The sequence below is a fragment of the Pseudomonas sp. GD03875 genome, from assembly GCF_029840585.1.
Classification (GTDB): Bacteria; Pseudomonadota; Gammaproteobacteria; order Pseudomonadales; family Pseudomonadaceae; genus Aquipseudomonas; species Aquipseudomonas paralcaligenes.
On record NZ_JAOCCV010000031.1, the window covers coordinates 25,955 to 48,134 of the forward strand.

Genomic DNA, 22,180 nt, shown 5'->3' on the forward strand with positions numbered 1-22,180 from the left:
CCCTCACCCTTGGCCCCTCTCCCAAGGGGAGAGGGGGACCCGCTTAAGTGCGGTATTCGGCGTTGATCTTCACGTAGTCGTGGGACAGATCGGTGGTCCAGATGGTTTCGCTGCAGCCGCCGCGACCCAGTTCGATGCGGATGGTGATCTCCTCGCGGGCCATCACCGCCGCGCCCTGGGCCTCGGTGTAGCTGGCGGCGCGGGCGCCCTTGCTGGCGATGCAGACTTCGCCGAGGAACACGTCGATCCTGCTGACGTCCAGGTTCGGCACGCCGGCGTAGCCGACGGCGGCGAGGATGCGGCCCCAGTTGGGGTCGGAGGCGAACAGCGCGGTCTTGATCAGCGGCGAGTGGGCCACGGCGTAGGCCACGTCCAGGCACTCCTGGTGGGTACCGCCGCCGTTGACCTGGACGGTGACGAACTTGGTGGCGCCCTCGCCGTCGCGGACGATGGCCTGGGCCACTTCCATGAACACCTCGAATACCGCCTGGCGCAGCTTGGCGAACAGCTCGCCGGAGGCCGAGGCGATCTCCGGCAACGGCGCCTGGCCGGTGGCAATCAGCATGCAGCAGTCGTTGGTCGAGGTATCGCCGTCGATGGTGATGCGGTTGAACGACTTGTTGGCGGCGTCGCGCACCAGGTCCTGCAGCACGCCACGCGCCACCTTGGCGTCGGTGGCGATGTAGCCGAGCATGGTCGCCATGTTCGGCCGGATCATGCCGGCGCCCTTGCTGATGCCGGTCACGGTGACGGTCACGCCATCGTGCTGGAACTGCCGGCTGGCGCCCTTGGGCAGTGTATCGGTGGTCATGATGCCGGTGGCGGCTTCGGCCCAATGGTCTTCGTCGAGATCGTCCAGCGCGGCCTGCAGGGCACCTTCGATCTTCTCGACGGGTAGCGGCTCGCCGATCACCCCCGTGGAGAACGGCAGCACGGCCGTCTCGGCCACGCCGGTCAGCGCGGCCAGGGCGGCGCAGGTGCGGCGGGCGTTGGCCAGGCCATCCGGGCCGGTGCCGGCGTTGGCGTTGCCAGTGTTGGTCAGCAGGTAGCGCACGTCGCCGGTCACGCGCTCGCGGGTGACGACTACCGGGGCCGCGCAGAAGGCGTTGGTGGTGGTCACACCAGCGATGCGCGAGCCCTCGGCGCAGCGCATCACCACCACATCCTTGCGCCCCGGGCGCTTGATGCCGGCGGAAGCGATGCCGAGTTCGAAACCGGGAACAGGGTGCAGCTTGGACAGGGGACCAAGACCGACGGCCATGGGAACGCTCCTTGTTGGGCAGTGAAGCGAAGATTGGAAAAACGCCGCGAGCGGCAGGACCGGTCGCGGCGTCGTCTATATAGCAGGCCGGAAGCGGGTCAGCTCACCTGGCCATGGCAATGCTTGTACTTCTTGCCGGACCCGCAGGGGCACGGCTCGTTGCGGCCGATCTTCGGCTCGCTGCGCACCGGTGCCGCCACCATCGCCAGGTCGCCTTCGGCGCCCTCGCCCTCCGCCTCGGCGGTCGGCATGGCGGAGGCCTCGGCATGCTGGAACTGCATGCGCTGGGCCATGGCCTCGGCCTCGCGGCGCTGGCGGGCCTCTTCTTCGGCCGGGTCCTCGCGGCGTACCTGGACGTGGGACAGCACGCGGATGGTGTCGCGCTTGATCGAGTCGAGCAGCTCCTGGAACAGGGTGAAGGACTCGCGCTTGTATTCCTGTTTCGGATTCTTCTGCGCGTAACCGCGCAGGTGGATGCCGTGGCGCAGGTGATCCATGGTCGCCAGGTGGTCTTTCCACAAGTCGTCCAGCACGCGCAGCAGCATCTGCTTCTCGAAGGTACGCAGGGCCTCGGCGCCGGCCAGCTCTTCCTTCTCGGCATAGGCCGCGGTCAGTTCGGCCAGGATCTTCTCGCGCAGGGTTTCCTCGTACAGCTTCTCGTCTTCGTCGAGCCACTGCTGGATCGGCAGGCGCAGACCGAAGTCGCTGTGCAGCGCGGCCTCCAGGCCGGCGATGTCCCACTGCTCGGGCAGCGACTGCGGCGGCAGGTGGGTATTGATGGTGGCGTTGAGCATTTCCTCGCGGAACTCGACGATGGTGTCGCCGATGTTGTCGGCGGCCAGCAGGCTGTTGCGCATGTGGTAGATCACCTTGCGCTGCTCGTTGGCCACGTCGTCGTACTCAAGCAGCTGCTTGCGCATGTCGAAGTTGCGGCCTTCGACCTTGCGCTGGGCCTTCTCGATGGCGTTGGTCACCATGCGATGCTCGATGGCCTCGCCAGCCTGCATGCCGAGGGCCTTCATGAAGTTCTTCACCCGGTCGGAGGCGAAGATGCGCATCAGGCTGTCTTCCAGCGACAGGTAGAAGCGGCTGGAGCCCGGGTCGCCCTGACGGCCAGCACGGCCGCGCAGCTGGTTGTCGATACGGCGGGATTCGTGACGCTCGGAGGCGATCACATGCAGGCCGCCGGACTCGATCACCTGCTGGTGGCGCTTCTGCCAGTCGGCCTTGATCTGGGCGATCTGCTCTTCGGTAGGCGCTTCCAGGGCAGCCACCTCGGCCTCCCAGTTGCCGCCCAGCAGGATGTCGGTACCGCGGCCGGCCATGTTGGTGGCCAGGGTCACGGCGCCCGGGCGACCGGCCTGGGCGATGATCTCGGCTTCCTTCTCGTGGTACTTGGCGTTGAGCACCTTGTGCTCGATGCCGGCTTCCTCGAGCAGCCTGGAGACGTATTCGGAGGTCTCGATGGAGGCGGTACCGACCAGGATCGGCCGGCCCTGGGCCTGGCATTCGCGGATGTCGGTGATGATCGCCTGGTACTTCTCTTCCTGGGTCAGGTAGACCAGGTCGTTGTAGTCCTTGCGCGCGACCGGGCGGTGGGTCGGGATCACCACCACGTCCAAGCCGTAGATCTGGCGGAACTCGAAGGCCTCGGTGTCGGCGGTGCCGGTCATGCCGGAGAGCTTCTTGTACAGGCGGAAGTAGTTCTGGAAGGTGGTCGAGGCGAGGGTCTGGCTCTCGGCCTGGATGTTCACTCCCTCCTTGGCCTCGATGGCCTGGTGCAGGCCCTCGGACAGGCGGCGGCCCTGCATGGTACGGCCGGTGTGCTCGTCGATCAGGATGACCTGATCGTTCTGCACGATGTATTCGACGTTGCGGTGGAACAGCTTGTGCGCACGCAGGCCGGCGTAAACGTGGGTCAGCAGGCCCAGGTTGTGCGCGGCGTAGAGGCTCTCGTTCTCGGCCAGCAGGCCGGCGGCGGCGAGCATTTCCTCGACGTACTGGTGGCCGGCCTCGTTGAGTTCGACCTGGCGGGTCTTCTCGTCGACCTTGTAGTGGCCTTCCTGGGTGACCACGCCTTCCTCTTCCTCGATGTGCTGCTTGAGGCGCGGGATCAGCTGGTTGATCTGCTTGTACAGCTTGGAGCTGTCCTCGGCCTGGCCGGAGATGATCAGCGGGGTACGGGCTTCGTCGATGAGGATGGAGTCCACTTCGTCGATCACGGCGAAATTCAGTTCGCGCTGGAACTTCTCTTCCTGGGCGAAGGCCATGTTGTCGCGCAGGTAGTCGAAGCCGAACTCGTTGTTGGTGCCGTAGGTGATGTCGGCGGCATAGGCGGCGCGCTTGTCTTCCGGGCCCATGAACGGGATCACCACGCCGACCGACAGGCCGAGGAATTCGTACAGCGGGCGCATCCAGTTGGCATCGCGGCGGGCCAGGTAGTCGTTCACCGTGACCACGTGCACGCCCTTGCCGGACAGCGCGTTGAGGTACACCGCCAGGGTGCCCACCAGGGTCTTGCCCTCGCCGGTGCGCATCTCGGCGATCTTGCCTTCGTGGAGGGTCATGCCGCCGATCAGCTGCACGTCGAAGTGACGCATGCCCATCACCCGTTTGCCGGCCTCGCGGGCCACGGCGAAGGCTTCGGGAAGAAGCTGATCGAGCGTCTCGCCCTTGGCCACCCGGGACTTGAACTCTTCCGTCTTGCCCCGCAGTTGCTCGTCGGAAAGGGCAAGCATCTGCTCTTCCAGGGCGTTGATCGCGCTCACTGTCTTGAGCATGCGCTTGACGTCACGCTCGTTCTTGCTTCCAAAGATTTTCTTCAACAGTGGCGCAAACATATCGGCAGATTCTTCCACTCTGGGGGATGGGGGGCAGCGCAGAAGGCCAGCCCGGCAGCCACTCGGCTGCATGCAAAGGGGGCATTCTACTCGGAAACGTAGGCGAGAAAAGGGCGAACTCCCGCGTACCGGCCGGATGTGCCTGACACACGCATCCACAGACCGCTCGCCCCTATATGGGGACGACCGCCGACAGCTGCAAGGCCCTTTGCTAACATGCTGCGCACAACCGCACGAATCCTTTCCCATGAGCTTTCGCCCCCCCTTCGCCAAGACCCCAAACGCCTTGCTGCGCGAGCACAAGCCTCTGCAGGCGCTGTTCAGCGCGGCACAGCGCCTGGGCAGACTGCAGGCGCTGGTGGAGGCGCAGCTGGAGCCGGCCGCCCGCGAGCACTGCCAGGTGGCGAGCTGGAGCGAGGGCCGCCTGCTGCTGGTGACCAGCAACGGTCACTGGGCAACCCGGCTGCACTACCAGCAGCGTCGTCTGCAGCGCTTGCTGCAGGTGCTGCCGGAGTTCGCCGGGCTGGAGAAGATCCAGATCAAGGTACGCCCGCCCAGCGGCCAGGTGGCTTATGAGGCGAACCGGGTCGAGCTGTCGGAGGCCGCCGCCGACAGCCTGTGCAGCGCCGCCGAAGGCATCGGCGACCCGAAGCTGCGCGCCGCCCTGGAGCGCCTGGCGCGAAATGCCCGGCGCGAATAGATAGCCCCAAAAAACAGGCCACCCGAGGGTGGCCTGAATACAACAGAAGGAAGGGGTATTGCTTACACGGCCGCGACCGGGCGCATGTAGGAGATCGGTGCGGTGCTGGCATCGTCGAAGACCACCACTTCCCAAGCATCTTTCTGCTCGATCAGGGTGCGCAGCAGACGATTGTTCAGCGCGTGGCCCGACTTGAAGCCACGGAACTCGCCGATCAGGCTGTTGCCCAGCAGGTAGAGATCGCCGATGGCATCGAGGATCTTGTGCTTGACGAACTCGTCCTCGTAACGGAGGCCGTCTTCGTTGAGCACGCGGAACTCGTCCACCACGATGGCGTTTTCCACGCTGCCGCCGAGTGCCAGGTTCTGCGAACGCAGGAACTCGATGTCGCGCATGAACCCGAAGGTCCGTGCGCGGCTCACTTCCTTGACGAAGGAAGTGCTGGAGAAGTCGACGCTGGCGGTCTGGGTGCGACCACGAAACACCGGGTGATCGAAATCGATCTCGAAGCTCACCTTGAAACCGTCGAAGGGCAGGAAGGTGGCGCGCTTGTCGCCCTCCTCCACCGTCACTTCGCGCAGTACGCGGATGAACTGCTTGGGTGCTTCCTGCTCTTCCAGGCCAGCAGACTGAATCAGGAACACGAAGGGACCAGCGCTGCCATCCATGATCGGGACTTCGGACGCCGACAGCTCGACGTAGGCGTTGTCGATGCCCAGGCCTGCCATGGCCGAAAGCAAGTGCTCGACGGTGTCCACCTTGACGTCACCATTGACCAGGGTGGTCGACATGGTGGTCTCACCGACATTCTCGGCGCGGGCGGGGATTTCCACGACCGGATCCAGATCGGTGCGACGGAACACGATACCCGTATCCACCGGAGCCGGCTTGAGGGTCAGGTAAACCTTCTCCCCCGAGTGCAGGCCAACGCCGGTGGCTCGGATGATGTTCTTCAGGGTGCGTTGTCTGATCATGGTTTTGGCTGCGCTTGTTGCGAACTGTTTTCAACAATGGGCGGCAATGTTAGCAGAACCGCCCTTTGCTGAACACCAATCACCTTCATACTCCTGATAAATTGCCTCAATCAGCCTGACGACGCAGGAAGGCCGGGATATCCAGATAATCCAGGTCGTCCTGGGTGTTCAGCTTGGCCGCGGCGGCACTGCCGGCGAGGCTCTGGCGCTGAACGGTCGGGCGCTCGTACTCCTTGTAGTTGACGGCCGGCTGCTCGGCGGCGCGCGGCGCGGCGCTGACGGTGGTGGACGGCGTGGCCACGGCGGTCGGCACGGTGTTGTCGATCACCTTGACCGGCTTCTCGATGCGCGCGCCCAGGCCGGTGGCAACCACGGTCACGTGCAGCTCGTCACGCATGTCGGCGTCGATCACCGCGCCCACCTTGACGGTAGCCGCCTCGGAGGCGAAGGCCTCGATGATCTCGCCCACGGCGGCGTACTCGCCCAGCGACAGATCGAGACCGGCGGTGATGTTGACCAGGATGCCGCGCGCGCCCTGCAGGTTGACGTCTTCCAGCAGCGGGTTGCGGATGGCCGCCTCGGTAGCCTCGCGGGCACGGTTCGGACCGCTGGCGCAGCCGGTACCCATCATCGCCATACCCATTTCGCCCATCACGGTCTTCACGTCGGCGAAGTCGACGTTCATCAGGCCCGGACGCTGCATGATGTCGGAGATGCCACGCACGGCACCGGACAGCACGTCGTCGGCCTTGGCGAAGGCGGACAGCAGGCTGGCGTCCTTGCCGAGGATGGTCAGCAGCTTCTCGTTGGGGATGGTGATCAGTGAGTCGACGCACTCGGACAGTGCACGGATGCCATCGTCGGCGACCTGCATGCGCTTGCGGCCCTCGAACGGGAACGGACGGGTCACCACAGCAACGGTGAGGATGCCCATTTCCTTCGCCACTTCGGCGATGATCGGCGCCGCACCGGTACCGGTGCCGCCACCCATGCCGGTGGTGATGAAGACCATGTCGGCGCCGTTCAGCACCTCGGCGATGCGCTCACGGTCTTCCATGGCGGCCTGACGGCCGATTTCCGGATTGGTGCCGGCGCCCAGGCCCTTGGTCACGCCCGGGCCGAGCTGCAGCACGGTGCGCGCGCCAATGTTCTTCAGCGCCTGCGCGTCGGTGTTGGCGCAGATGAATTCCACGCCTTCGATGTTGTTCTTGATCATGTGGTTCACGGCGTTGCCACCGCCGCCACCCACGCCGATCACCTTGATGACTGCACTTTGCGGGACGTTATCTACCAGTTCGAACATTTCCCCTCTCCTTCCTTTTTTAGTTATCGCCTACAGCTACCGCGGGTTTCACATCAGAAATTGCCCTGGACCCAGCGTTTCAGCCGTTCCAGTACCGGTGTTCGGGGCTCATCGCCATATTGAATTCCAGGCGCGTGGTAGCCGTCGGACTGCTTGCGCAGCCCATACATCAGCAGGCCCACGCCCGTGGAATAGATCGGATTACGCACGACGTCGGTCAGTCCCTTGACGCTGTGGGGCACGCCCAGCCGTACCGGCATGTGAAAGATCTCTTCGGCCAGTTCGACGGCGCCTTCCATCTTGGAGGTGCCGCCGGTGAGGACGATCCCGGCCGGGATCATGTCCTCGTAGCCGCTGCGCCGCAGCTCGGCCTGGATCAACGTGAAGAGCTCGTCGTAACGGGGCTCCACGACCTCGGCCAGCGCCTGGCGGGACAGCTCCCGCGGTGGCCGGTCGCCCACGCTGGGAACCTTGATGGTTTCCCCGGGACCGGCCAGTTTGGCTAGGGCGCAAGCATATCGAATCTTGATTTCCTCGGCATACTGGGTCGGGGTGCGTAATGCCATTGCAATATCATTGGTGACCTGGTCGCCGGCGATCGGAATCACCGCCGTGTGACGGATCGCACCTTCCGTGAAGATGGCGATGTCGGTGGTGCCGCCACCGATGTCGACCAGGCACACGCCCAGCTCCTTCTCGTCCTCGGTCAGCACCGAGTAGGCGGAAGCCAGCTGCTCCAGAATAATGTCGTCCACTTCCAGGCCGCAGCGGCGCACGCATTTCTCGATGTTCTGTGCGGCGTTGGTGGCGCAGGTGACCACGTGCACCTTGGCCTCCAGGCGCACGCCGGACATGCCCAGCGGCTCGCGCACACCCTCCTGGTTGTCGATCACGTAGTCTTGGGCCAGGGTGTGCAGTACCCGCTGGTCGGCCGGGATGGCCACCGCCTGGGCGGCGTCGAGCACGCGCTCCAGGTCGGCCGGGCTCACTTCGCGGTCGCGGATGGCGACGATGCCGTGGCTGTTCAGGCTGCGGATGTGGTTACCGGCGATGCCGACGAAGGCCGAGTGGATGCGGCAGCCGGCCATCAGCTGCGCCTCCTCGATGGCACGCTGGATCGACTGCACGGTGGACTCGATGTTCACCACCACGCCCTTCTTCAGGCCGCGCGACGGGCTGGTGCCGATCCCGACGATCTCCAGCTCGCCATCGGCGGTCACCTCGCCCACCAGCGCCACCACCTTGGCGGTGCCGATATCCAGGCCGACGATCATCTTGCCGCTCTGCACGCTTGCCATGGTCTCTACTGTTCTCCTCGATTCACTGGACGGCGACCGTCGTTTCGGTCGCCGCCGGCGCCACCGGCTCGCGCCAGGCCACGGCCAGGCCGTTGGCGTAGCGCAGGTCGATGCGCGCGATATTCGCGATCTGCTGCTTGAGCACCTTGTCGTGGATGCTGGCGAACCGGCGCATCTTGTCGACCAGGTGATCCCGGCCCAGGAGGATTTCCACGCCCTGGGCACTGCTGATGAACCAGCTGCCGTGCTCGCGCAGCTCCAGGCTGCTGATGGTGAAGCCCATCGGCCGCAGCAGCTGGCTGAGCACCTGGTACTGCTGCATCACCTGCTGCTGGGCGCGCTTCGGCCCGGACAGCAGCGGCAGGTGTTCGTAATTGGCCGCCTCGCGCGGGGCGAAGGCCTCGCCCTGGTTGTTGAGCAGCGCGCCGTCGCCCCAGCGGGCCACCGGCAGTTGCTCCTCCAGGGTGATGGAGACCTGGTCCGGCCATACCCGGCGCACTTCCGCATGGGCGATCCAGGGCATGTGCTCCAGCTCGGCGCGCAGGCTGGCCAGGTCGATGGTGAAGAAGCTGGCCGAGACGTAGGGCGCGATGCGCTCCTGCACCGCCTGCTGGCTGATGTAGCTCAGCTCGCCCTGCACGCTGACCCGGGCGATAGGCCGGTCGGCGTAGGGCAGCAGGCGCTGGGCGCCCTCGTAGGTGCCCAGGCCGAGGGCGATCAGCATCAGCGGCCAGCCCAGGCGCTTGATGGCGCGCGCCAGGCCGCTGAAATCCGGCTTCGGCAGGCGCGCCGCCAGCGGTTCCCTGGCCACCATCCGGCTCGCTCCGCGCGCAGCCGGGGGCTGGCGCCGGGTGGCGCCCCCCAGGGGCTGCGGATGACGGAGAGTGGCGACCATGGCTCAGCCCCTCGCCTCGACGCTGTCGGCCAGGATCGCCAGCACCAGTTGCTGGAAATCCAGGCCGGCGGCGCGCGCGGCCATCGGCACCAGGCTGTGATCGGTCATGCCCGGTACGGTGTTCACTTCCAGCAGCCAGAACTTGCCGCTGGCGTCCTGCATCACGTCGGCGCGCGCCCAGCCCTGGGTGCCCACGGCCTCGCAGGCGCGTGCGGTCAGCTCCTTCAGCTCGGCTTCCTTGTCGGCCGCGAGGCCGCAGGGGATGCGGTACTGGGTATCGCTGGCCAGGTACTTGGCGTCGTAGTCGTAGAAGGTGTGCGGGGTGCCCAGGCCGATGGGCGGCAGCACCTGGCCGCGCAGCATGGCGATGGTGTACTCGGGGCCGTCGATCATCTGCTCGACCAGCACCTGCGAGTCGTAGCGACCGGCATCCTTCCAGGCAGCAATTAGTGCATCGACATCGGCGACCTTGGCCATGCCGATGCTGGAGCCTTCGTGGGCCGGTTTGACGAACAGCGGGAAGCCCAGCTCATCGGCGGCCGCGCGGCAGTCCGCCTCGCTGGCCAGCACCGCGTGGTTCGGCGTCGGCAGGCCCAGGCTCAACCACACGCGCTTGGTGCGCAGCTTGTCCATGGCCAGGGCGGAGGCGAGGATACCGCTGCCGGTATAGGGGATACCGGCGCACTCCAGCAGGCCCTGCATGGAGCCGTCCTCGCCGCCACGGCCGTGCAGCACGATGAAGGCGCGGTCGATCTTCTCGCTGGTCAGGCGCTGCAGGAAATCGTCGCCCACGTCGATGCCGAAGGCGTCCACGCCGGCACTCCGCAGGGCCTCGAGCACGGCGGCGCCAGACTTCAGCGACACCTCGCGCTCGGCGCTCTTGCCGCCGAACAGCACGGCGACGCGACCGAAGGCCTTGGGATCGAGGGTGGAATGCAGGCTCATTTCGACTCACCTTGAACAGCAAACAGCGGGTGCTTGATCAGTTGCGGGGCCACCCCGCCGATATCGCCGGCGCCCTGGCACAACAGGATGTCGCCGGCACGCAGCAGCGGCTTGATGATCGGTGCCAGGTCGGCGCCGCGCTCGACGTAGATCGGGTCGAGCTGGCCGCGCTGGCGAATGCTGTGGCACAGGTGACGGCTGTCGGCGCCGGGCACCGGCTCCTCGCCGGCCGGGTACACCTCCATCAGCAGCAGCACGTTGGCGTCGCCGAGCACCTGGACGAAGTCTTCGTACAGGTCGCGGGTACGGCTGTAGCGGTGCGGCTGGTACAGGATCACCAGGCGGCGCTCCGGCCAGCCACCGCGCACGGCCTTGATCACCGCGGCCACTTCGCGCGGGTGGTGGCCGTAGTCGTCCACCAGCATCACGCTGCCGTCGCCTACCGGCAGTTCGCCGTAGACTTGGAAGCGCCGGCCGACGCCCTGGAAGCCGGACAGGCCCTGGACGATGGCGGCATCCTCGATGCCCTCGTCGGCGGCGATGGCGATGGTCGCCAGCGCGTTCAGCACGTTGTGGTTGCCCGGCATGTTGACCGAGACGTCCAGCGGCTCGCGGCCCGGGCGCAGGGCGGTGAAGTAGGTGCGCATGCCGTCCTGGCGCACGTTGATGGCGCGCACGTCGGCGTCCTCGGCAAAGCCGTAGGTCACGGTCGGGCGGGCCACCTGGGGCAGCAGCTCGCGCACCACCGGGTCGTCCACGCAGAGCACGGCCAGGCCGTAGAACGGCAGGTTGTGGAGGAACTCGATGAAGGTCTTCTTGAGGACGTTGAAGTCGCCGCCGTAGGTGCTCATGTGGTCGGCGTCGATGTTGGTGACCACCGAGACCATCGGCTGCAGGTGCAGGAAGCTGGCGTCGCTCTCGTCCGCCTCGGCGATCAGGTAGCGGCTGCCGCCGAGCTGGGCGTTGGTACCGGCGGCATTGAGGCGGCCGCCGATGACGAAGGTCGGGTCCAGGCCACCGGCGGCGAATACCGAGGCCAGCAGGCTGGTGGTGGTGGTCTTGCCATGGGTGCCGGCCACGGCGATGCCGTGGCGGTAGCGCATCAGCTCGGCGAGCATCTCGGCGCGCGGCACCACCGGAATGCGGCGCTCCAGGGCGGTGGCGACTTCCGGGTTGGAGGTATTGATCGCGCTGGACACCACCAGCACGTCGGCTTGCTCGGCGTTCTCGGCGCGGTGGCCGATGTAGACGATGGCGCCGAAGCTTTCCAGGCGCTCGGTCACGGCCGAGGCCTTGAGGTCGGAACCGGAGACTTCGTAGCCCAGGTTCAGCAGCACCTCGGCGATGCCGCACATGCCGGCGCCGCCGATACCGACGAAGTGGATGCGACGGATGCGGCGCATGCGGCGGATTTCCGAACGGGCGGCGGCGGGAGACTTAGCCACGGGCCACCTCCAGACAGATGTCGACCACCGTGCGGGTGGCGTCCGGCCTGGCCAGGCTGCGCGCGGTGCGGCCCATGGCCTCGAGTTTTTCAGGGTGCATCAGAACCTCGGTCAACTGCGCGGCGAGCTTGTCCGCGTCGGTTGCATGTTGCGGCAGAAGGATGGCGGCGCCCTCCTTCGCCAGATATTCGGCATTGCGGGTCTGGTGGTCGTCGATCGCGTGCGGCAGCGGCACGAGGAACGACGGCAGGCCAGCGGCGGCCAGCTCGCTGACGGTCAGCGCGCCGGCGCGGCAGATCACCAGATCGGCCCAGGCATAGGCCCGGGCCATGTCCTTGATGAAGGGCGCGACCTCGGCTTCGACCGCAACTTCGCGATAACGCTCCGCTGTGACTTGATCGTGCTGCTTGCCGGCCTGGTGGAACACCTGCGGGCGCAGCTCGGCCGGCACTTTGGCCAGGGCCGCGGGCAGCAGTTTGTTCAGCGGCTCGGCGCCCAGGCTGCCGCCCAGCACCAGCAGGCGCGGCTTGCGGCCCGCGAGGGTGTCGCGCGGGGTTTCCAGGAACAGCTCCTCGCGCACCGGGTTGCCGGTTGTACGGCGCTTGGCGCTGTCGCCGAAGGTGTTGGGGAAGCCTTCGCACACGCGCTGGGCGAACGGCACCAGGCTGCGGTTGGCAGTGCCGGCCACGGCGTTCTGCTCCTGGATGATCAGCGGCGCGCCGTCGAGCCTGGCCGCCAGGCCTCCCGGGCCGGTGACATAGCCACCCATGCCCAGCACGCAGACCGGCTGCAGCTCACGCATCACCTTGCGCGCCTGGAACAGGGCGCGGACCAGCTGGAACGGCGCCTTGAGCAGGGACAACCTGCCCTTGCCGCGCAGGCCGCTGACCTGGATCAGGTGCAACGGCAGCTCGGCCGCCGGCACCAGTTCGTTCTCGATGCCGCGCGGCGTGCCCAGCCAGTGCACGCTGTAGCCGCGCGCCTTGAACTCGCGGGCGCAGGCCAGGGCCGGGAATACGTGGCCGCCGGTGCCGCCGGCCATGATCAGGACGTTACCGCGCATGCTTGACCTCCTCGTTGTCGAAGAAGTCCGCTTCGCTGAACTCGACCTCCTCGCTGCCCAGCGAGGTGCGCCGTTCCCATTCGATGCGCAGGAGCATGGCCAGGCTGACGCAGCAGATGATCAGCGAGCTGCCGCCGTAGCTGAGGAACGGCAGGGTCAGGCCCTTGGTCGGCAGCAGGCCGACGTTCACACCGATGTTGATCAGCACCTGGCCGATCCACTGCATGGCGATGCCGTAGGCGACGTAGGCCGAGAACAGCTGCTTGGCCTTCTCCGCCCACAGGCCGATGTACAGGGCGCGCACGGCGACGAAGACGAACAGGCCGACGGTGACCAGCGCACCGACCATGCCCAGTTCCTCGGCCAGCACGGCGAACACGAAGTCGGTATGCGCCTCCGGCAAGTAGAACTGCTTCTGCACGCTGTTGCCCAGGCCCACACCGAACCACTCGCCACGGCCGAAGGCGATCAGCGCCTGGCTCAGCTGGTAGCCGGCGCCGAACTGGTCGGCCCAGGGATCGACGAAGTTGGTCAGGCGCTCCATCCGGTAGCTCTGCGCGGTCATCACCAGCACCCCGGCGCCGAGCACGGCGGCGGCCAGCGGGATGAAGCGCACCAGGTTGATACCGCCGAGGAACAGCATGGCGATGCAGGAGCCGACCAGCACCACGGTGGCGCCGAAGTCCGGTTCGGCCAGCAGCAGAGCGGCCATGGGCGCCAGCACCAGCATCGGCTTGAGGAAGCCGGAGAGCTTCTCGCGCACCTCTTCCTGGCGGCGCACCAGGTAGCCGGCGATGAACACCACGGTGAACAGCTTTGCCAGTTCGGACGGCTGCACGTTGAACATGCCGAAGCCGATCCAGCGCTTGGCGCCGTTCACTTCGCGGCCGATGCCCGGCAGCAGCACCAGGATCAGCAGGACGAAGGCGACCAGCAGCAAAGTGGCGCCGAAGCGCTGCCACATGGCCATGGGAATCAGCAGCGTGAGCAGCGCGGCAGAGATGCCCAGGCCGAGATAGATCAGGTGGCGGATCATGTGGTACAGCGGGTTGCCGGACATGGCCGCGGCCACTTCCGAACTGGCCGAGGTGATCATCACCAGGCCCAGGCCGAGCAGCGCCAGGCAACCGGCCAGCAGCGGGAAGTCGAGGTCGATGCCGCGACGGGTGCGCAGCGGCGACGGGGCGGCGAGCAGTCGGGCGAGCAGGCTCATGCCAGTGCCTCCGCTGCCTGGGCGAACAGGCGTCCGCGCTCTTCGAAGTTCTTGAACATGTCGAGGCTGGCGCAGGCCGGCGACAGCAGCACCGCGTCGCCCGGTTGGGCCAGTTCGGCGCTGCAGCGCACGGCCTCGTCCAGGGTCGCCACCCGCACCAGCGGCGCGGCGTCGCCCATGGCGGCGGCAAGCAGCTCGGCATCGCGGCCGAGCAGCACCACGGCGCGGCAGAACCTGGCCACCGGCGCCTTCAGGGCGGAGAAGTCGGCGCCCTTGCCATCGCCGCCGGCGATCAGCACCAGCTTGCCGGCGATGTCCGCGCCCAGGCCCTCGATGGCGGCCAGGGCGGCGCCGACGTTGGTCGCCTTGGAGTCGTCGTAGTAACCCACGCCACGCAGCTCGCGCACCCACTGGCAGCGGTGCGGCAGGCCGGCGAAACAGCGCAGGGTGTCGAGCATGGCCTCGAACGGCAGGCCGACGGCATGGCCGAGAGCCAAAGCTGCCAGCGCGTTGGACTGGTTGTGTGCGCCACGGATCTTCAGTTCGGCGGTCGGCATCAGCGTCTCGAACTGGAAGGCCAGGTACTTCTCGCCGTTCTCTTCGACCAGGCCGAAGCGCTTGAAGTCGGGCTTGCCCAGGCCGAACGACCAGCACGGCACCTGGTCGGCGATCAGCGGCCGCGACAGGGCGTCGTCACGGTTGACCACCACCTGCCGGGCGCCGCGGAAGATGCGGTGCTTGGCCAGGTGGTAGTGCTGCATGCCGGCGTAGCGGTCCATGTGGTCTTCGCTGACGTTCAGGCAGGTGGCGACCTCGGCATTCAGGCGCTCGGTGGTCTCCAGCTGGAAGCTGGACAGCTCCAGTACGTACAGCTCGACATCGTCGGCCAGCAGGTCCAGCGCCGGGGTGCCGATATTGCCGCCTACGGCCACGCGACGACCGGCCGCTGCCGCCATCTCGCCCACCAGTGTGGTGACAGTGCTCTTGGCGTTGGAGCCGGTGATGGCGATGATCGGCGCCTTGGCATGGCGGGTGAACAGGTCGATGTCACCGGACATCTTCACTCCGCGCTCGGCCGCTTCGCGCAGCGCCGGGGTGGCCAGGGCCAGGCCGGGGCTCACGTACAGCTCCGAGGCGCGGCACAGGAAGTCCACGTCCAGCTCGCCGCAGCGCACTTCCACTTCGGGATAGTCGCGTTGCAGGGTCGCCAGCTCCGGCGGGTTCGCGCGCGTGTCGGCCACGGCGAAGCGCACACCCTGCTGCGCGAGGAAGCGCACCAGGGACATGCCGCTCTTGCCGAGGCCGACAACGATGCGGAACTGGTCGGAAGCGATCAGCGACACGCTCTGTTACCTCAGTTTCAGGGTGGCAAGGCCGACCAGCACTAGGATCACCGTGATGATCCAGAAGCGCACGATCACGCGCGGCTCCGGCCAGCCCTTGAGTTCGAAGTGGTGGTGGATCGGCGCCATGCGGAACACGCGCTTGCCGGTCAGCTTGAAGCTGGCGACCTGGATCATCACCGACAGGGTTTCCATGACGAACACGCCGCCCATGATGAACAGCACGATCTCCTGGCGGACGATCACGGCGATGGTGCCCAGCGCGGCGCCGAGGGCCAGCGCGCCGACGTCGCCCATGAAGACCTGGGCCGGGTAGGTGTTGAACCACAGGAAGCCGAGGCCGGCGCCGACCAGCGCGGCGCAGAACACGATCAGCTCACCTGCGCCCGGCACGTAGGGGATCAGCAGGTATTCGGCGAATTTGATGTTGCCCGACAAATAGCAGAAGATCGCCAGCGCGCCGGCCACCATCACGGTCGGCAGGATGGCCAGGCCGTCCAGGCCGTCGGTCAGGTTCACCGCGTTGCTGGTGCCGACGATGACGAAGTAGGTCAGCACCACGAAGCCCACGCCCAGGGGAATCGCGACGTCCTTGAGCACCGGCACGATCAGGGTGGTCTCCACCGGGCTCTGCGCGGTCATATAAAGGAAGATGGCGGCGGCCAGACCGAACACCGATTGCCAGAAATACTTCCAGCGGCTCGGCAGGCCGCGCGAGTTCTTCTCGATCACCTTGCGGTAGTCGTCGACCCAGCCGATGGCGCCGAACAGCAGGGTCACGGCCAGCACGGTCCACACGTAGCGGTTGGTCAGGTCGGCCCAGAGCAGGGTGCTGACGGCGATGGCGGTGATGATCAGCGCGCCACCCATGGTCGGCGTGCCTTTCTTCGACAGGTGCGACTGCGGGCCATCGTTGCGCACGGCCTGGCCGATCTGGCGGATCTGCAGGGTGCGGATCATCCACGGCCCGAGCCACAGCGACAGGGCCAGGGCGGTGAGCACGCCGAGGATGCCGCGCAGGGTCAGGTACTGGAAGACCCCGAAGCCGGTGTGGAACTGTTGCAGGTACTCGGCCAGCAGCAGCAGCATGATTAGTGAGCCTCCCCGGATGCCCGATCCAGCAACGCGTCGACGACCTTGTCCATCGCCGCGCTGCGCGAGCCTTTGATCAGAATGGTGGTGTCGCCCGATTCGGCGCGAAGCGCCTCGATCAGACTGGCTTGATCGGCGAAATGGCGGCCATCGGCACCGAAAGCCGCGACGGCATGCGCCATCAGCGGCCCCACGGCATAGAGCGCATCGACCTTGCCGGCGGCATGGACGCCGACGTCGCGATGGCCCTGCTCGGCCCATTCGCCCAGTTCGCCCATGTCTCCCAGCACCAGGACGGTGCGGCCGGAGAAGGCGGCGAGTATATCCACTGCCGCGCACATGGACAGCGGGTTGGCGTTGTAGCTGTCGTCGATCACCCTCACGCCGTTCGGCGCCAGCTCAGCCACGGCGCGGCCGGTGACCGGTTGCAGGCTTTCCAGGCCGGCCCTGATCCCGACCAGCGGCACGCCGAGGGCATGCGCGGCGGCGGCGGCGGCCAGGGCGTTGGCCACGCTGTGTTCGCCCAGCAGGTTGAGCTGGATGCGCGCCTCGCCGGCGCTGCCGGCCAGGGCGAAGCCGGCGCAGCCACGGGCGTCGCGCCACAGTTCGCTGGCATGCAGGTCGGCAGCCTGGTCGCGCAGGGCGAAGCTCAGCACCTTCCTGCCGTTGGCACGGGCCTGCCAAGTGGCGAAGGCCTTGTCGTCGCGGTTGAGTACGGCGATGCCCTGCTCGCCCAGGCCTTCGAGGATTTCGCCCTTGGCCTCGACGATCTTCTCCGGCCCGCCGAACTCGCCTACATGGGCCAGCCCGGCATTGTTGATGATGGCCACGTCCGGGCGGGTCAGACCGACGGTGTAGGCGATCTCGCCGATGTGGTTGGCACCCAGCTCGATCACAGCGCCGACATGCTCGGGCGCCAGCTCCAGCAGGGTCAGCGGCGCGCCAAGGTCGTTGTTCAGGTTGCCACGGGTGGCCAGTACCGGGCCGCCGAGGCCGGCACGCAGGATGCTGGCGAGCATCTCCTTGACCGTGGTCTTGCCGCTGGAGCCGGTGACGGCGACCAGCGGCTTGGCGAAGGCAGCGCGATTCAACGCGCCGAGCTGACCGAGAGCGATGCGGGTGTCGGCCACCACCAGCTGTGGCAGCGGCGCGCCCGGCACTTCGCGCTGCACCAGGGCGGCGACGGCGCCCTTGGCGGCGACTTCGCCCAGGTAGTCGTGGCCGTCGAAGTTCGGCCCGACCAGGGCGATGAACAGCTGGCCGGCCTCGATCCTGCGGCTGTCGGTGGAGACAGCCGAGAACGCCACGTCGGCACCCACCACGCGGCCCTCCAGCGCCTGGACCACCTCGCTCAGCAGCCACGGCTTAAGCATGGGCGACCTCCCAGGCCTGCAGGGCCTTCGTGGTCTCGTCCAGGTCGGAGAACGGATGACGCACGCCGCCGATCTCCTGGTAATCCTCGTGGCCCTTGCCGGCCAGCAGCACCACGTCGCCGAGCTGAGCGGAGGCGATCAGGCGGGCAATGGCCTCGCCACGGCCGTGGACGAACTCGGCAGCCTCCGGGCTGGCGAAACCGGCACGGATATCGGCTAGGATCTGCGCCGGGTCTTCGCTGCGCGGATTGTCGTCGGTGACCAGCACCGCATCGGCCAGGCGCTCGGCCACTTGGGCCATCAGCGGGCGCTTGCCGCGGTCGCGATCGCCGCCACAGCCGAACAGGCACAGCAGGCGGCCGGTGACGTGCGGGCGCAGGGCCTCCAGCACCTTCTCCAGGGCATCCGGGGTGTGGGCGTAATCGACCACCACCAGCGGCAGGCGCTCGCCGCCGAAGCGCTGCATGCGCCCGACCGGCCCGTGCAGGCGCGGCAGCACCTGCAGCACTTCGTCCAGCGGGTAGCCGAGACCGAGCAGCGCGCCGACCACGGCCAGCAGGTTGCTCAGATTGAAGCGACCGAGCAGCGGGCTGCGCAGCAGGCCTTCGCCCTGGGGCGAGACCAGTTGGGCCTGCACGCCATGGTCGTCGAAACGGGCTTCGCGGCAGAACAGGTAGGCAGACGCATCGCTGAGACTGTAGCCGATCAGACGGGATTCCTGGGACTGGGTAGCCAGCTGACGACCGAAGTCGTCGTCTAGGTTAATCACCCGGCACTTCAGCTCCGGCCAGGCGAACAGCCGCGCCTTGGCCGCGCCGTAGGCCTCCATCGAGCCGTGATAGTCCAGGTGGTCGCGGGACAGGTTGGTGTACACCGCCACGTCGAAGTCCAGGCCCGCCACGCGGCCCTGATCCAGGCCGTGGGAAGAGACCTCCATGGCCACGGCGCGGGCGCCGGCCTGCTTCAGGTCGGCCAGGGTGGCCTGCACGGCGACCGGGTCCGGCGTGGTGTGGCGGCCGCTCTGCAGCGCGTCGAAGAAACCGGTGCCCAGCGTGCCGACGATGCCGCAGCGCTCGCCCAGCAGGTCCAGGGCCTGGGCTACCAGCTGGCTGACACTGGTCTTGCCATTGGTGCCGGTGACGCCGACCAGGCGCAAGCCACGGCTGGGCTCGCCATAGAAGCGCCCGGCGATGGCGGACAGCTGGCCGGCCAGCCCCTTGATCGGCACCAGCTCGGCGCTCTGCGCGCTCATCGCGGCGGCGCCTTCGGCCTCGTAGGCCACGGCGGCGGCACCACGGGCGATGGCGTCGGCGATATGCGCGCGGCCGTCCTGGGCCAGGCCCGGCACGGCGAGGAACAGATCACCCGGGCGCACCTTGCGGCTGTCCAGGGTCAGTTCGCGGATCAGCGTGGCGCCGCTTGCCTGCGGCAGCAGTTGATTGAGGGGCATGGGCATCAGATGCGCCCTCCCGGATTGGCCGCGGCGTCGGCGGTCTGCGGCTGCGGCGCTGCGGCCGGATCGACCGGCGGCAGGTTGTCCGGGGTGATGTTCATCAGGCGCAGGGAACCGGCCATCACCTTGCTGAACACCGGCGCAGACACCAGGCCGCCGTAGTAGCCGCCCTTGCTCGGTTCGTCGATCACCACCATCAGGGCGATGCGCGGGTTCGCGCTCGGCGCGAAGCCGGCGAACATCGAGCGATAGGCGTTGGCGGTGTAGCCCTTGGTGCCGACACTGGCCTTGCGCGCCGTGCCGCTCTTGCCGGACACGTGGTAGCCCGGCACCTGGGCGCGGAATACGCCACGCGGCGCCTCGACCACCTGCTGCAACATGCCCTGCAGGGTCTTGGCCACGTCTTCCGGCACCACCTGGGCGCCGACCGGCTTGCGGTCGACACGGGTCATGGACAGCGGCAGCACCTGACCGTTGTTCGCCAGGGTGGCGTAGGCGTGGGCCAGCTGGATGGCTGTCACCGACACGCCGTAGCCATAGGACAGGGTCGCGGTCTCGGCCTTGCGCCACTCGCGGTGGTTGGGCAGCTCGCCTACGCGCTCGCCAGGGAAGCCCAGGCCGGTGTCCTGGCCGAAGCCGAGTTTGCCCATCATGTCGTGGATCGATTCGCCGCCGATGTCGAAGGCGATCTTGCTCATGCCGACGTTGCTGGAGTTGATCAGGATGCCGGTCAGGTCGAGGATCGGACCCTGGGTCCGGGACACGTCCTTGATGGTGTAGCGGCCGATCTGCAGCGAACCGCCGCCGACCTCGACCTTGTCCTCGGGCTTCCAGCGCCCGCTCTGCAGGGCGGCGGCCATGGAGATCGGCTTGATCGTCGAGCCCGGCTCGAACACGTCGATCATGGCGCGGTTGCGCATGGCGGCCGGCTGCAGGCTGCGGCGGTTGTTCGGGTTGTAGGACGGCTGGTTGACCATGGCGAGGATCTCGCCGGTCTTCACGTCGATCATCACCAGGCTGCCGGCCTTGGCGCCCTGCTCGATCAGCGCGTTGCGCAGCTCGCGGTGGGCCAGGTACTGCAGGCGCAGGTCGATGGACAGGGCCAGGGTCTTGCCGGCCTTGGCATTCTGCGCCACCTGCACGTCCTTGATCAGGCGGCCACGGCGGTCCTTGAGCACCTGGCGCTTGCCCGGCACGCCCGCCAGCCATTCCTCGAACGCCAGCTCCACGCCCTCGCGGCCACGGTCGTCGACATCGGTGAAGCCGACCACGTGGGCGGTCACTTCGCCGGCCGGGTAGAAGCGGCGGAATTCTTCCAGGCCATACACGCCCGGCACCTTGAGATCGAGGATGCGCTGACCCTGCTCGGGCGTCAGGCCGCGCACCAGGTACATGAACTCGCGCTCCTGGGCCTGGCTCAGGCGCTGGGCGAAGGACTTGGGCTCCTGGCCGAGAGCGGCGGCGAGATCGGCCCAGCGGTCCTGGGCCCGGAACAGCTCCTTGCCGTTGGCCCACAGGGTGGTCACCGGGGTACTGACGGCCAGCGGCTCGCCGTTGCGGTCGGTGATCAGGCCGCGGTGCGCCGGAATCGGGATGTGCCGCACGCTGCGCGCGTCGCCGTGGGCCTTGAGGAAATCATGGTCGATCACGTGCAGGTCGACGATGCGCCAGGCGATGGCGCCGACCATCAGGGCGAGCAGGGCCAGCACCAGGCGGAAGCGCCAGGGATAGAGCGCGCCTTCGAGGCCGATCATGGCGCCACCATCCGGACTTCGGTCGGCTCGGGAATACGCATCTTCAACTGGCCGGCGGCCAGGGTCTCGATACGGCTGTGGGCGGTCCAGGTGCTCTGCTCCAGCACCAGGCGCCCCCATTCGGCCTGGATCTTGTCGCGCACGCTGAGCTCGGTATAGAGAGCATTGAGCAGCTGGCGATTCCAGTGCGCGCTGTAGGACACGGCGATGGCCGACAGCAGCACGCCGCCGAACAGCAGCGCCAGCAGCAGGCTGCCGGGTGGCAGGGGCTTGGCGTACTGGCGGCTCATCGCAGCTTCTCCGCCACGCGCATCACCGCGCTGCGCGAGCGCGGGTTGGCCTTGAGCTCGGCGTCGCCGGCATAGATCGGCTTGCCCAGCAGTTTCAGGCGCGGCTCGAAGGCCTTGGGGATGATCGGCAGGTCGCGCGGCAGTTTGTCCGCCTCGCCCTTGGCCTGGCGCTTCATGAACTGCTTGACGATGCGGTCTTCCAGGGAGTGGAAGCTGATCACCACCAGGCGGCCGCCGACGGCCAGGGTCTCCAGCGCGGCATCGAGACCACGCTCCAGATCGCCCAGCTCGTTATTGACGTGGATGCGCAGGCCCTGGAAGGCACGGGTCGCCGGGTTCTTGCCCTTCTCCCAAGCCGGATTGGCCTCGGTCAGCACGGCGGCCAGGTCGGCGGTACGCTCGAACGGTTTCTGCTCGCGCCGCTCGACCACCGCACGCGCCATGCGCTTGGCGAAGCGCTCTTCACCATAGTCCTTGAATACCCGGGCGATCTCGTCGGCGCTGGCGGTGGCGATGAACTGCGCGGCACTGGTGCCCGCGTCCGGGTTCATGCGCATGTCCAGGGGGCCGTCGTTGAGGAAGCTGAAACCGCGCTCGGCATCGTCCAGCTGCGGCGAGGACACGCCAAGGTCGAGCAGCACGCCATCGACCTTGCCGGCCAGTCCACGCGCGGCCGCCTCTTCGCCCAGCTCGGCGAAGCTGCGCTGCACAACGACGAAGCGGCCGTCTTCGGCCGCCAGTGCGTTCCCCGTCGCGATCGCCTGTGGGTCCTTGTCGAACCCGAGCAGCCGACCGTCTGGCCCGAGCCTTTCGAGGATCAGCCGGCTGTGCCCACCCCTCCCGAAGGTGCCGTCCAGGTAGCAGCCGCCCGCGCGCACGGCGAGGGCCTCGACGGCCTCGTCGAGCAGCACGGTGATGTGGCGGTAGCTGCTGGTCAT

18 protein-coding genes are annotated in these 22,180 nt (G+C 67.4%); 1 reads left to right on the plus strand and 17 read right to left on the minus strand.

Going from position 1 to position 22,180, the window contains the following annotated elements; genetic code table 11:
- Window positions 1-43 precede the first annotated feature (43 nt).
- Together argJ and secA are read right to left on the minus strand one after the other, a co-directional pair.
- A complete protein-coding gene (argJ, locus tag N5D30_RS21125; protein ID WP_279910582.1) occupies window positions 44-1,261 on the minus strand; it encodes a bifunctional glutamate N-acetyltransferase/amino-acid acetyltransferase ArgJ in 1,218 nt (405 codons plus the stop codon).
- A gap of 98 nt (window positions 1,262-1,359) precedes the next feature.
- Window positions 1,360-4,101, minus strand: a complete 2,742-nt coding sequence (gene secA, locus N5D30_RS21130; protein ID WP_279910583.1) for a preprotein translocase subunit SecA — start codon at window positions 4,099-4,101, stop codon at window positions 1,360-1,362.
- A gap of 247 nt (window positions 4,102-4,348) precedes the next feature.
- Between secA and N5D30_RS21135 the strand changes: the two genes are divergently transcribed.
- A complete protein-coding gene (locus N5D30_RS21135) occupies window positions 4,349-4,801 on the plus strand; it encodes a DciA family protein (protein WP_279910584.1) in 453 nt (150 codons plus the stop codon).
- A gap of 62 nt (window positions 4,802-4,863) precedes the next feature.
- On the opposite strand, the gene lpxC is transcribed toward N5D30_RS21135, so the two are convergent.
- The 15 genes from lpxC to rsmH form a co-directional block, all read right to left on the minus strand.
- Window positions 4,864-5,775, minus strand: coding sequence for a UDP-3-O-acyl-N-acetylglucosamine deacetylase (gene lpxC / locus N5D30_RS21140; RefSeq protein ID WP_220813938.1), 912 nt, complete (start codon window positions 5,773-5,775; stop codon window positions 4,864-4,866).
- 106 nt (window positions 5,776-5,881) lie between these two features.
- Window positions 5,882-7,078 carry a cell division protein FtsZ gene (ftsZ, locus tag N5D30_RS21145; protein WP_279910585.1) on the minus strand — a complete coding sequence of 399 codons (1,197 nt, stop codon included), beginning with the start codon at window positions 7,076-7,078 and terminating at the stop codon, window positions 5,882-5,884.
- A 53-nt stretch (window positions 7,079-7,131) separates the two neighbouring features.
- Window positions 7,132-8,376: a cell division protein FtsA gene (ftsA, locus tag N5D30_RS21150; protein WP_220813936.1), complete on the minus strand. Its 1,245-nt coding sequence runs from the start codon at window positions 8,374-8,376 to the stop codon at window positions 7,132-7,134.
- 22 nt (window positions 8,377-8,398) lie between these two features.
- On the minus strand, window positions 8,399-9,271 hold the full coding sequence (locus tag N5D30_RS21155) for a cell division protein FtsQ/DivIB (RefSeq protein WP_220813935.1): 873 nt from the start codon (window positions 9,269-9,271) through the stop codon (window positions 8,399-8,401).
- A gap of 3 nt (window positions 9,272-9,274) precedes the next feature.
- Window positions 9,275-10,216 (minus strand): D-alanine--D-alanine ligase, encoded by a 942-nt coding sequence (locus N5D30_RS21160; protein WP_279910586.1) that lies wholly within the window; start codon window positions 10,214-10,216, stop codon window positions 9,275-9,277.
- On the minus strand, window positions 10,213-11,619 hold the full coding sequence (gene murC / locus N5D30_RS21165; protein WP_279910602.1) for a UDP-N-acetylmuramate--L-alanine ligase: 1,407 nt from the start codon (window positions 11,617-11,619) through the stop codon (window positions 10,213-10,215). The genes N5D30_RS21160 and murC overlap by 4 nt, the downstream gene beginning before the upstream one ends.
- A gap of 34 nt (window positions 11,620-11,653) precedes the next feature.
- Window positions 11,654-12,724, minus strand: a complete 1,071-nt coding sequence (murG, locus tag N5D30_RS21170) for an undecaprenyldiphospho-muramoylpentapeptide beta-N-acetylglucosaminyltransferase (RefSeq protein WP_279910587.1) — start codon at window positions 12,722-12,724, stop codon at window positions 11,654-11,656.
- Window positions 12,714-13,931, minus strand: a complete 1,218-nt coding sequence (gene ftsW / locus N5D30_RS21175; RefSeq protein ID WP_279904751.1) for a putative lipid II flippase FtsW — start codon at window positions 13,929-13,931, stop codon at window positions 12,714-12,716. The genes murG and ftsW overlap by 11 nt, the downstream gene beginning before the upstream one ends.
- Before the next feature lie 2 nt (window positions 13,932-13,933).
- Entirely contained in the window at window positions 13,934-15,280 is a 1,347-nt protein-coding gene (murD, locus tag N5D30_RS21180) for a UDP-N-acetylmuramoyl-L-alanine--D-glutamate ligase (protein ID WP_279910588.1), read from the minus strand.
- A 6-nt stretch (window positions 15,281-15,286) separates the two neighbouring features.
- Window positions 15,287-16,369 (minus strand): phospho-N-acetylmuramoyl-pentapeptide-transferase, encoded by a 1,083-nt coding sequence (gene mraY, locus N5D30_RS21185; protein WP_220813931.1) that lies wholly within the window; start codon window positions 16,367-16,369, stop codon window positions 15,287-15,289.
- Between the two features lie 2 nt (window positions 16,370-16,371).
- Complete coding sequence (gene murF, locus N5D30_RS21190; RefSeq protein WP_279910589.1) at window positions 16,372-17,745, minus strand: UDP-N-acetylmuramoyl-tripeptide--D-alanyl-D-alanine ligase; 1,374 nt, start codon at window positions 17,743-17,745, stop codon at window positions 16,372-16,374.
- A complete protein-coding gene (gene murE, locus N5D30_RS21195; RefSeq protein WP_279910591.1) occupies window positions 17,738-19,201 on the minus strand; it encodes a UDP-N-acetylmuramoyl-L-alanyl-D-glutamate--2,6-diaminopimelate ligase in 1,464 nt (487 codons plus the stop codon). The genes murF and murE overlap by 8 nt, the downstream gene beginning before the upstream one ends.
- The gene (locus tag N5D30_RS21200; RefSeq protein WP_220813928.1) at window positions 19,201-20,952 is read right to left on the minus strand and encodes a penicillin-binding transpeptidase domain-containing protein; all 1,752 of its coding nucleotides are present in this window, start codon (window positions 20,950-20,952) and stop codon (window positions 19,201-19,203) included. Before N5D30_RS21200 ends, murE begins: the two co-directional genes overlap by 1 nt.
- The gene (gene ftsL, locus N5D30_RS21205; RefSeq protein ID WP_220813927.1) at window positions 20,949-21,242 is read right to left on the minus strand and encodes a cell division protein FtsL; all 294 of its coding nucleotides are present in this window, start codon (window positions 21,240-21,242) and stop codon (window positions 20,949-20,951) included. Before ftsL ends, N5D30_RS21200 begins: the two co-directional genes overlap by 4 nt.
- Window positions 21,239-22,180: a 16S rRNA (cytosine(1402)-N(4))-methyltransferase RsmH gene (gene rsmH, locus N5D30_RS21210; protein WP_279910592.1), complete on the minus strand. Its 942-nt coding sequence runs from the start codon at window positions 22,178-22,180 to the stop codon at window positions 21,239-21,241. Before rsmH ends, ftsL begins: the two co-directional genes overlap by 4 nt.